Here is a 10,987-nt window from a genome sequence, read left to right as displayed (position 1 = left end):
TGAGTCCCCTGAAGGGCCGTCGAAGACTACGACGTTGATAGGTTGGGTGTGTAAGCGCTGTGAGGCGTTGAGCTAACCAATACTAATTGCCCGTGAGGCTTGACCATATAACACCCAAGCAATTTGACTACTCCTGATTTTGAAACAAAGAGGAGCATCAGATTGCGGTGTGTGAAGACGAAACGAACCGAAAGTTCGAATCTGCTCAAAGCAACGCACAACACCGAAAGCTATCACATACCCAATTTGCTGAAGCGAGGCCATCTGGCCACGACTCAGTACCCGAATTTCTTGACGACCATAGAGCATTGGAACCACCTGATCCCATCCCGAACTCAGCAGTGAAACGATGCATCGCCGATGGTAGTGTGGGGTTTCCCCATGTGAGAGTAGGTCATCGTCAAGATTAAATTCCGAAACCCCTATCTGCGTATGCAGGTAGGGGTTTTGTTTTTGTCCGCGAGAAAGTCCGGCGCCAACCTGACATATCTTTCATGTTCCAGGGCCGCCATTGGGTGGATTAACCCTGAAGTGGACCCAGGGTTTTGTTAAGGTGCAGCTCGTTTTTCAAGGGACTGATGACACGCCCAGGGACCGGCGGTTAATCCAGTCAAAGAGTTGCCGTAGAAATGCCTGAACCCATCCCCATCAAGGACCACGAGAAAGAAACCCGCCTGGTCAACAAACGGCTAATGGCCTGCGCGCTGCTCGTGGCGGCCATCACTTGCGCCCTGGTGGTGCGCTTGTACATCCTGCAGGTCGTCGAATTTGACTACCACTCGACCATCTCCGAAAACAATCGGGTGCACGTGCTGCCCATCACCCCAACGCGTGGCCTGATCTACGACCGCAATGGGGTGCTGCTGGCCGATAACCGGCCCAGCTACAACCTCACCCTCACCCGTGAGCGCGCTACCGATGTGAAAGGCGAACTGGATACCCTCATCAGTTTGCTGCACCTGCCTGGCGAAGACCGTGCATTGTTCGACAAGGCGCTGAAACAGATGCGCCATCCTTTTGTCCCCGTCACCCTGTTCTACGAGTTGAGCGAAGAGCAAATCGCCATCCTCGCCGTCAATCAGTTCCGCTTGCCCGGCATCGATGTCGAACCGCAGTTTGTGCGCAACTATCCGCTGGGCGCGCACTTTGCCCACTCCATCGGTTATGTCGGGCGGATCAACGAGAAAGAATCCAAGACCCTGGACTCGGTGGAATACCGCGGCACCCAGTCGGTCGGCAAGACCGGCATCGAGAAATTCTACGAGTTCGAGCTGCACGGTCACGTTGGTTACGAAGAGGTCGAGACCAACGCCCAGGGGCGCGTGCTGCGGGTGCTCAAGCACACCGACCCGATTCCCGGGAAGAACATCGTCCTCAGCCTCGACGTCAAACTGCAAGAGGCTGCGGAAGCCGCACTGGGTGACCGGCGCGGTTCGGTGGTCGCTCTCGACCCGGCCACCGGCGAGGTGCTGGCCATGGTCAGCAAGCCGAGTTTCGACCCCAACCTGTTTGTCACCGGCATTAGTTTCAAGCAATACGCCGCGCTGCACGACTCCATCGACCGCCCGTTATTCAACCGCGTGCTGCGCGGCCTGTATGCGCCGGGCTCGACCATCAAGCCAGAGGTGGCGATTGCTGGCCTGGATGCCGGGGTGGTGACGCCACAGACTCGGGTCTTCGATCCGGGCTACTACCAATTGCCCGACTTCGACCACAAATACCGCAACTGGAACCACAGTGGTGACGGCTGGGTCGACATGGACGCGGCGATCATGCGTTCCAACGACACCTACTTCTACGACCTGGCGCATAAGCTGGGCATCGACCGCCTTCACGACTACATGGCCATGTTCGGCCTCGGCGAAAAAGTCTCGCTGGACATGTTCGAAGAGTCAGCCGGTCTGATGCCATCGCCCGCCTGGAAACGTGCTACGCGCCGCCAGGCCTGGTTCCCGGGGGAGACGGTGATCCTCGGCATCGGCCAGGGCTACATGCAGGTCACCCCCCTGCAGCTCGCCCAGGCCACGGCGCTGATCGCCAACAAGGGCGTGTGGAACCGTCCGCACCTGGCCAGGAGCGTCGATGGCATCGCGCCAGTGGACGAACATCCAATGCCCAACATCCTGTTGAAAGACCCGCGCGACTGGGAGCAGGTCAACCACGGCATGCAGATGGTCATGCACGATGCGCGCGGCATTGCCCGGGCGGCAGCGGCGGGCGCCCAGTACCGCATCGCCGGCAAGAGCGGCACCGCCCAGGTGGTAGCGATCAAGCAGGGCGAACGTTACAACCGGGCGAAGACCCTGGAGCGCAACCGCGACAATGCCTTGTTCGTCGGTTTTGCCCCGGCCGAACACCCCAAGATCGTAATCTCGGTGATGATCGAAAACGGCGAGGCCGGCGGTCGTGTCGCAGGTCCCGTGGTGCGGCAGATCATGGACGCCTGGCTGCTGGACAACGACGGCCACCTGAAACCGCAATACGCCAGCCCGAGCAAGGCTCATGGCGACCCTCAGGTATGAAGTTGGCCTGCGTGGCACTTGCCAGTTGCTTGACGTTAACGTAAAGATAGAAGGCGACGCCGATTGTCCATGGCGCAGGTTTTGCTTGAGGAAAGTGTTGCCCGAGTCAGCGGGCAAACTTCCCTTTACTGCCATCTGAACCGGGTGTAGACATTTGCCCATGACTTGCGTGCTTCGTCGCGAGTGTGGACATGGCCCGGCGAGGTAATGGGCGGACCGATCCGGAGCGCTTGATGAGCCTTATAAAAACAACAACCGCAAAGCTGCCACACGAAGCCCGGCTCGCCCGGGAGAAACTGCACCTTGAAGGCGAAGTCCCCGATGGCGTGTTACGCGCCGAAATCGATGCTTCATGGCGACGCAGCCTCAGCCACGGTGTGCACTTCAATGGCAAGCATGAACTGGCGCTGGAATCGAGCGCGAGCCTGGACCTGCTGTTGGCCAGCAATCGGCTGCTGATCGACGCGGCCCTGCCAGCCATCGATTACCTGGCCGAACGCCAGGGCAAGGAAGGGCTGATTATCCTCGCCAACTCCGATGCCACCATCCTTGCGGTCGAAGGCCGCGCCGATCGCCTCAAGGGCAGCGGTCTGCAGGACATCACCCTCGGCGCCTGCTGGAGCGAAGCCGTTCGTGGCACCAACGCGCTGGGTACCGCCCTGGTGGAAGCACGACCGACGCTGATCGATTGCGGCGAACACTACCTCGATCGCCTGAGCGATTTCTCCTGCACCTCCGTGCCCATTCGTTGTCCCCACGGCGACATCCTCGGCGTACTCGACCTGACCCGCGAAGGTCCGCTGGGCCGCGCCCACGACAGCAGCGCGCTGCTGGCCATGGCCGTCAGCCAGATCGAAAGCCGGGTGTTCAACGCCAGTTATCCGGACGAAATCGTCCTGGCTTTCCACAGTCGCCGGCAATACCTCGAATCCCCCTGGCAAGGCTTGCTGGCCGTGAGCCTGGGCGGACAGATCCTCGCAGTCAGCGGCCAGGCCTGCCAGTTGCTGCACGCCGAGCGTTCGGCGCTGGTCGGGCGACGCTGCGAAGAGTTTCTTGGGGTCGACGGCTTGCAACTGCTGGCGCGTCTGCAGCAGGGCGGTGTCGGCAGCCTGCAAACGGCCAAGGGCGAGTTCTTCTACAAAACCCTGCGCGCCCCCCAGCGCTCGATCAACCTCAGCACGCCCGCGCGCAGCAGCGCAAAACCGCTCAAGGCGCCAGTGGAGCTCGAAGCCCTGGCCGGCAACAATCCGCGTTATGCCCGCGCCTTGCGCATGGCCCGCCAGGGCCTGGCCAATCAATTGCCAGTGTTGCTGCTGGGAGAGACCGGCACCGGCAAGGAAGTCATCGCCCGCGCCCTGCACCTGGCCGGCGCCCGTTGTGACAAACCTTTCGTCGCGGTGAATTGCGCGGCGATCCCCGAAGGCCTGATCGAGTCGGAACTGTTCGGCTACCGCGAAGGCGCATTCACCGGTTCGCGGCGTGGCGGCATGGTCGGGCGCCTGCAGCAGGCCCATGGCGGCACCCTGTTTCTCGATGAAATCGGCGACATGCCCCTGGCCTTGCAGGCACGTCTGTTGCGCGTGCTGCAGGATCGCAAGGTGGCGCCGTTGGGTGCCGGTGAAGAACAGGACATCGACGTCGCGCTGATCTGCGCCACCCACCGCGACCTCAAGCGCCTGGTGGAAGACAAACATTTTCGCGAGGACCTGTTTTACCGGGTCAACGGCATCAGCGTGATGCTCCCGGCCTTGCGTGAGCGCGAGGACTTCAGTGCTTTGCTCGCCCGCCTGCTGGTCAAGCTGGAGGCCCCGGCGGTAGTCCTGCATGACGACTTGAACCGCTTGCTCGGTGGCTACCATTGGCCAGGTAACATCCGCCAACTGGAAATGGTCCTGCGCACCGCGTTGGCCATGCGCGAGCCGGGGGACAGCGTACTGACCCTGGATCACCTGCCCGACAGCATGCTCGACGAATTGAACGCCAGCGAACGCCCGCAGGCGGGCAGCATCCGCGAGAACGAACTGGAACTGATTCGTCAGTCCCTGGACAGCCACCAGGGTAATGTCTCGGCCGCCGCCGACGCCTTGGGCATCAGTCGCGCGACCCTGTACCGCAAGCTTAAACAGTTGCGCAGCTGATGCGGCGCTGGATTGTCAGGCTGGTCGACAGCCCCAACCCCCAGGCACTGGACGCCGCGCTGGCCTGGCTCTACAGCTTCGTGCGGCCGCACCGGTTGGCGATCGGCGGGTTGTTGGGGTTGTCGATGTGCGCCTCGCTGCTGGTCCTGGTGCAGCCCTGGCTCACCAAGCTGCTGATCGACGACGGCTTGCTGGCCCGGGACTTTTCCATGCTGGTGCTGATCGCCGCGCTGATGATTGGCGCGGGATTGCTTGGCACGGCACTGTCGGGAATCAACCGTTACCTGCATACCCGACTCTCGGGGCGGATTCTATTTTCCCTGCGTGACGACCTGTACCGGCACCTGCAAACCCTGTCGCCGGGATTCTACGGGCAACGGCGGATCGGCGACCTGATGTCGCGCCTGGATGGCGACGTGGCCGAGATCCAGCGCTTTGCCGTGGACTCGCTGTTCTCGGCGGTATCCAGCGTGATCGGCCTGGTCTGCGCGGTGGCCATGCTGCTGACCCTGTCGTGGAAACTGTCGTTGCTCGCGTTGATCCTGATTCCCCTCGACGTGCTCTGGTTGCGCTGGATGCGGCGCAAGGTCGAACGGGATGTGCGGCAGTTGCGCGAGCGCTCGGCGGACATGTCCTCGTTCATGGTCGAGACCCTGCCGGTGATGAAATTCATCCAGTCCGCCGGCCAGCAACAGCGCGAAGCGCGACGCCTGGAATCCCTGGGCCATGGTTACATGAGCCAGTTGCTGCGCCTGCAAATCACCGAGTTCTTCACCCAGGCGGTGCCGGGCACCCTGACCTCCTTGTCACGCGCCTGTGCCTTCCTGATCGGTGGCTACTGGGTGGTGCAGGGCACTTGGCAGTTGGGGGCATTGATCGCCTTTTCCACCTACCTGGGCATGGCCGTCGGGCCAGTCCAGAGCTTGTTGGGCTTGTACGTGGCGATCCAGCGCATGACCGTCAGCCTCGGCCGGGTGATGGAGCTGCGGGGCGAAACGCCGAGCGTGCTGAGCCCGCTCACGCCACAACCGATGCCGACCTGCGGTGAACTGCGTTTCGACAACGTGCACTTCAGCCACCCCGGCCGCCCGAGCACCTTGCGCGGTATCCAGGCACGCATTCCCTACGGCTTGAAGGTTGCCTTGAGCGGTGGCTCCGGCGTCGGCAAGTCGACCCTGATCGACCTGCTGCAGCGTCATCACGATCCGCAGTCCGGTCGGGTACTGCTGGGGGAGGTCGATCTGCGGGAGCTGGACCTGTTCCAATTGCGCCGGCGGATTGCCGTGGTCAGCCAGGACATCGTGTTGTTTCGCGGCAGCCTGGCCGACAACCTGGCCTACGCGGTGCCGGACGCCAGCCGCCAGGCGATTGCTGAAGTGGCGCGGCTGGCGCAACTCCAGAGCCTGATCGAGTCGTTGCCCGAAGGCCTCGACAGCCCATTGGGCGAGCGCGGCCAGCAGCTCTCGGGTGGGCAGAAACAGCGGATCGCGATTGCCCGCGCCTTGTTGCAGGACCCCTTGATCCTGGTGCTGGACGAAGCCACCTCGGCGGTGGATGAAACCACCGAGCGCGAGGTTATCGAAGCCATCGACCGACTGTTTGCCGGGCGCACGCGGATCCTGATCAGCCACCGTCCCTCGACCCTGGCCGATGCCGATTTACGCTTTGAATTGCTCGACGGCCTACTCATTGCAAAAACGGTGCTGCATGAAGCCTGAACTGCTGGTCGGTTTGGTCGACAGCGGCCACTCGGCGGCGCAGCAGCCGCTGGTGGTTGCGCGAAGACGTTTCTCCCTGCTGGACGATGGGCTGGCCGAAGGCGCGCTGTGTGACGATCCGCTGGGCCATGGCAGCGCGGTGCTCGAGGCCATCGGCCGGCGCGCGCCCGCAGCGCGGTTTTGTGTGGCCCAGGTGTTTGACCAGCGCGGGGTCACCAGCGCCTTGCAGATCGCCACCGCGATCGATTGGCTGGTGGCGCAGGACGTTCGCCTGATCAATCTGAGCCTCGGCCTGCGTCAGGATCGCAGCCTGTTGCGCCAAGCCTGCGCCGCGGCGCAGGCCCGCGGCGTGTTGCTTTGCGCCTCCAGCCCGGCGCAAGGCGAGGGGGTGTTTCCAGCCAATTATCCACAGGTGCTGCGGGGCACTGGCGATGCCCGTTGTGCCGAGTCGCAATGGTCGTGGCTCAACAGTGCCCAGGCGGATTTCGCCGCGTGCGTGCAGGGCACCCACCCAGGACAGTCGGGTGCCAGCCTCGGTTGTGCGGCGTTGAGTGGGCACATCGCAGCATTCTTGCTGGCCCAGCCCCAGGCCAGCAATGAGCAGGTCATCCAGTGGCTACAGGACAACGCCCACTATCGTGGCCCTGAACGGCGTATTGGCCCATGAACACGTTGCTGATCCTCGGTGCCGGGCCGGCCGGTGCGGCTACTGCGCTGGGCTTGCGTCGGCTGGGTTACCCGGTGACGCTGGTCAGCGAATGGCGACGCTTTGCGGCACTCGAAGGGGTTTCCCTGCGGGTGCTGGAAGCCTTGCGTGGCGCCGGGCTGGAACAGGCGCTGGCGCAGGGCGCACTGGCGTCCCAGCGACAGGTGTCGTGGAACGGTCAGCAGCATGCGCAGAATATCGAGTACCTGCTGGACCGCCCGAGCTTTGACCGCGGCTTGCGTGAGGACCTGCGCCGAGCGGGCGTCGAGGTCATTGAAGGCCGGGTGCTGAACGTTCAGTCGAGCGCATCGGGACATAGGATCGAGGTCCAAGGGCGTGAGCCGCTACTGGCGGATTTCCTCATCGAGGCTCGGGGGCGTCAGTCCCCGGCGCTCGGCAAAGGCCTGCGCGGACCGGAAACTGTCAGCCTGCTCAATCGCTGGCAGGGCACGCCGGGCAGTACCGCCAGTGCGGTGGAAAGCCTGGAGCAGGGCTGGGCATGGATGGCCCGGCGGGCTGACGGTCAGTGTTATTGGCAATGGACGGTGGACGTGGCCAGCGCCACATTGCCGGCCAAGGCACTGTTGCTCGACTACTGTCGCCAGCGGCGCGAGGCTTCGGCACTGGCCAGGGCATTCTTTGCCGATGCAGCGCAACTCGACGTGCAGCTGCATGCCCGCAGCAGCACCGCCATATTGTCCTCGCAGGTGTGTGGCGACAACTGGATCCGGGTCGGTGATGCGGCGATGGCCGTGGACCCGCTGTCGGGCAACGGTATTTTCCAGTCCCTGTCCTCGGCCCTGCAGGCCCCGGTGGTGATCAATACCCTGCTGCGCAAACCCGAGCGGGCGGCGCTGGCCCAGGGATTTCACCGGATGCGGTTGGAACAACTGTTCCTGCGGTTTGCACGGATCGGCCGGGACTTTTATGCCGACGAACAGCGCTGGCCGCAACAGCCGTTCTGGCAGGCTCGCCGGCAATGGCCAGACAGCCAAGTGGCACACGCCGAAGCAGACTTTGCCGCGCTGCGGATTGAGCGGGCACCGGTGCTCAAGGACGGCTTTGTCGATGAGGCCGAGGTGGTGATCACCGCAGACCAGCCATTGGGGATCTGGCATGTGCACGGAGTGGAGCTGGCGCCGTTGCTGCGGCGGTTGCGTAGTCAGCCCGCCGCAGAGGCGCTGGCAGGGCTGACGGCAGAACAGGGAACGTTGGTCAGGCGCTGGTTGTTGACGCAAGGCTACCAGCCCTGAAATGGGTGCTGACTGGGCGGGTCTATTCGCCAGCAAGCTCGCTCCCACAAGGGGGATCGATCACACATCCCTTGTGGGAGCTTGCTCGCGATAGCGCTACAGCTTGATCAACACCGACTTCAATTCGGTGTAATGCTCGATCGCCGCATACCCCATTTCCCGACCCACACCGGACATCTTGTAGCCACCAAAGGGCAGCGCCGGGTCGAGGGCGCTATGGCAGTTGACCCAGACTGAGCCGGACTTGATCCGCGGAATCATCCGGTGCACCGCCGCCAGGTCGTTGGACCAGATGCTCGCCCCCAGCCCATAAGGACTGTCATTGGCCATGCGCAAAACCTCGGCTTCGTCATCGAATGGAATCGCCACCAGCACTGGCCCGAAGATCTCCTCCTGGACCAGCGAGTGCTGTTGGTCGACGTCGACAATCACCGTTGGCTTGACGAAAAACCCAGGTCCGAACTGTTCCCCGCCACAGGCAATGGTCGCGCCGCTTTCCCGGCCCATGTCGATGTAGTTGCTGACGCGTTGCTGTTGCCGCGCGGAGATCAACGGGCCCATCTCGACACTCGGGTCCAGGCCATTGCCCAGCTTCATCGCATTGGCAATGCCGGCGATGTCAGCCACTACATTGTCGAAATGCTTACGCTGCACATAAAGCCTGGAACCGGCGCAGCAGACCTGGCCCTGGTTGAAGAAAATCGCGCTGGCAGCACCCGCTGCGGCACTCGCAAGGTCGGCGTCGGCCATGACAATGGTCGGTGATTTGCCACCCAGTTCCAGGGTCACGCGGGTCATGGAGTCCATGGCGATCTTGCCGATCTGTATGCCCACCGCGGTCGATCCGGTGAAGGTCAGCTTGTCCACCAGCGGGTTGTGGGTCAGGGCGGAGCCTGCGGTGATGCCGGTGCCGGTGACCACGTTGAACACCCCGCTGGGGTAGCCGGCTTCGAGTACCAGTTCTGCCAGCTTGAGTGCGCTCAGCGGGGTTTCGTCCGCGGGCTTCAACACCACGGTGCAGCCGGTGGCCAGGGCTGGACCGAGTTTCCAGCAGGCCAGCAGCAGCGGGAAGTTCCAGGCGACAATGGCGCCAACCACGCCCACCGCTTCCCGCCGGATGAAACTGTGGAACTGCTCATCAGGCATCAAAGGCAGCGAGACTTCGACGCTGGAGCCTTCGATCTTGGTGGCCCAGCCGGCCATGTAGCGCAGGAAGTCGATGGACAATTGCACGTCCATGACCTGGGCCACCGCGGCACTCTTGCCGTTGTTCAGGCATTCAAGTTGCGCCAGCACCTGCGCGTCGCGCTCCATCAGGTCGGCGAGCTTCCACAGCAGGTTCTGCCGCTCGCGCGGGCGGGTGCGGGTCCAGGCCGAATCATCAAACGCCTGGCGGGCAGCGAGCACCGCCCGATCGACGTCGTCCGGAGTGGCCTTGGGCACGACGCACAGGACCTCGCCGGTGGCTGGGTTGTGCAAGGGCATGGTCTGGCCGTCGGCGGCCTCGACCCATTCGGCGCCGATCAGCATGCGCGGGGCGCGCTGGATGAACGCCGAAACGGCGGGAAGCGGAGTGGGGAGCGACATGATGGAGCCTCGTCTTATTCGTGTGCCGAGGCTGATCGCAACCCTTGTGCCAGTTTGCCCGGGGCCTGTATTCAGAGGCTCTTGCGGCGAAAGGTTTAGGTTTTCGCGAGTACTGATGTCGCAGATTGCGACAATTCTTGAGACGCACCGCTGAGACGGGCGGCGCTTCGCCTGACAAAACTGATCGTCCCTCAGGTTCATCTCGGGCAAGTCTTGCTCCTACACCGGTAGTCCGCTCTCATCGTCCCGCCATGCGATCAATCACCGCCCACAACTGCGGGTCGTTGAAGTCTTCGATCACCAGGTGCGCCCCTGCGGCCAGCAGCGTTTCGCGGCGCTGACTGGTCACCAGGCCCACGGTAAAGATCCCGGCCTTTACCGCTGCCGTCAGGCCGGGGATCGAGTCCTCGAATGCCAGGCTCACCTCGGCGCTGGCCTGCAAGCGTTCCAGCCCGGTCAGGTAGGGCAGGGGATCAGGCTTGGCGCGGGGCAGTTCTTCGGCAACCACTACATGCTCGAAGCGCTCGCGCAGAGCCAATGCCTGCAACATGTGCTCGGCATTCGCTCGTGGTGCATTGGTCACTACCGCCACGCCGATGGCCTGCTCCTGGGCAAAATCCAGTAAGCGTACCAGCCCGGCAATCGGCGTCAGGTGCGCTGACAACTGGCGAAAGCGCTGCTCCTTGCGATCAGCAAAGGCTTCGTGTTCGGCCACCGAGCATTCGGGGAACAGGTAGCGGCACATGGCGGCATTGGCCTGGCCGCTGACATGAGCTTCGAACTCGGCTTTGGTAAACACCCGGCCGTCCTCCTCCAGCAACAACTGTTGCATCGCCTGCAAGTGCAGCGCGTCGGTGTCGGTGAGGGTGCCGTCGAGGTCGAAGAGCAAAGCATTGAGCATGGCGCAGTTCCCGTAGCTGAAGCGGTTAAGCGGATAGCTGGTCATCCTATACGAGGAACACTCACCTATGCTCGTCTCAGCCTGCAACAGTTGTCGCGAAATTAAACGCCGGGCACCTCGGTGGTTGCCGGAATTACCCGGGTGTTTACCAGCAAAGCATTG

At 62.9% G+C, this 10,987-nt stretch carries 7 protein-coding genes and 2 rRNA genes; 7 read left to right on the top strand and 2 right to left on the bottom strand.

The genetic code is table 11. The features are described 5' to 3' along the window. From CKW24_RS04595 to CKW24_RS04565, 7 genes are all read left to right on the top strand, one after another. Window positions 1–107, top strand: a 23S ribosomal RNA gene (locus CKW24_RS04595); the annotation flags it as partial. Window positions 108–290: 183 nt separating this feature from the next. Then, window positions 291–406 (top strand): 5S ribosomal RNA (gene rrf / locus CKW24_RS04590). 223 nt (window positions 407–629) lie between these two features. Next, window positions 630–2,522, top strand: coding sequence for a penicillin-binding protein 2 (gene mrdA / locus CKW24_RS04585; protein WP_095165630.1), 1,893 nt, complete (start codon window positions 630–632; stop codon window positions 2,520–2,522). A gap of 233 nt (window positions 2,523–2,755) precedes the next feature. Further along, window positions 2,756–4,660, top strand: coding sequence for a sigma-54-dependent Fis family transcriptional regulator (locus CKW24_RS04580; RefSeq protein ID WP_095165628.1), 1,905 nt, complete (start codon window positions 2,756–2,758; stop codon window positions 4,658–4,660). Beyond that, on the top strand, window positions 4,660–6,378 hold the full coding sequence (locus CKW24_RS04575; protein ID WP_095165627.1) for an ABC transporter ATP-binding protein: 1,719 nt from the start codon (window positions 4,660–4,662) through the stop codon (window positions 6,376–6,378). Before CKW24_RS04580 ends, CKW24_RS04575 begins: the two co-directional genes overlap by 1 nt. Continuing rightward, window positions 6,368–7,045 carry a S8/S53 family peptidase gene (locus CKW24_RS04570; RefSeq protein ID WP_095165626.1) on the top strand — a complete coding sequence of 226 codons (678 nt, stop codon included), beginning with the start codon at window positions 6,368–6,370 and terminating at the stop codon, window positions 7,043–7,045. The genes CKW24_RS04575 and CKW24_RS04570 overlap by 11 nt, the downstream gene beginning before the upstream one ends. Continuing rightward, window positions 7,042–8,337 (top strand): tryptophan 7-halogenase, encoded by a 1,296-nt coding sequence (locus tag CKW24_RS04565; RefSeq protein ID WP_095165625.1) that lies wholly within the window; start codon window positions 7,042–7,044, stop codon window positions 8,335–8,337. The genes CKW24_RS04570 and CKW24_RS04565 overlap by 4 nt, the downstream gene beginning before the upstream one ends. Before the next feature lie 96 nt (window positions 8,338–8,433). Here the strand turns inward: CKW24_RS04565 and CKW24_RS04560 are convergent, their stop codons facing one another. Beyond that, entirely contained in the window at window positions 8,434–9,924 is a 1,491-nt protein-coding gene (locus CKW24_RS04560) for an aldehyde dehydrogenase (RefSeq protein WP_095165624.1), read from the bottom strand. 238 nt (window positions 9,925–10,162) lie between these two features. Beyond that, window positions 10,163–10,825: an HAD family phosphatase gene (locus tag CKW24_RS04555; protein ID WP_095165654.1), complete on the bottom strand. Its 663-nt coding sequence runs from the start codon at window positions 10,823–10,825 to the stop codon at window positions 10,163–10,165. Between the last annotated feature and the right edge of the window lie 162 nt (window positions 10,826–10,987).

Origin of the sequence: Pseudomonas sp. Irchel 3H3 (genome assembly GCF_900187635.1) — a bacterium.
Taxonomy (GTDB): Bacteria; Pseudomonadota; Gammaproteobacteria; order Pseudomonadales; family Pseudomonadaceae; genus Aquipseudomonas.
Note: the sequence above shows the minus strand (reverse complement) of the source record. Positions and strands in the feature narration are given on the sequence as shown.

Coding starts and splice junctions, on each gene's coding strand:
- mrdA (WP_095165630.1), top strand. CDS start 630: ATGCCTGAACCCATCCCCATCAAGGACCACGAGAAAGAAACCCGCCTG.
- CKW24_RS04565 (WP_095165625.1), top strand. CDS start 7,042: ATGAACACGTTGCTGATCCTCGGTGCCGGGCCGGCCGGTGCGGCTACT.
- CKW24_RS04560 (WP_095165624.1), bottom strand. CDS start 9,924: ATGTCGCTCCCCACTCCGCTTCCCGCCGTTTCGGCGTTCATCCAGCGC.
- CKW24_RS04555 (WP_095165654.1), bottom strand. CDS start 10,825: ATGCTCAATGCTTTGCTCTTCGACCTCGACGGCACCCTCACCGACACC.
- CKW24_RS04570 (WP_095165626.1), top strand. CDS start 6,368: ATGAAGCCTGAACTGCTGGTCGGTTTGGTCGACAGCGGCCACTCGGCG.
- CKW24_RS04580 (WP_095165628.1), top strand. CDS start 2,756: ATGAGCCTTATAAAAACAACAACCGCAAAGCTGCCACACGAAGCCCGG.
- CKW24_RS04575 (WP_095165627.1), top strand. CDS start 4,660: ATGCGGCGCTGGATTGTCAGGCTGGTCGACAGCCCCAACCCCCAGGCA.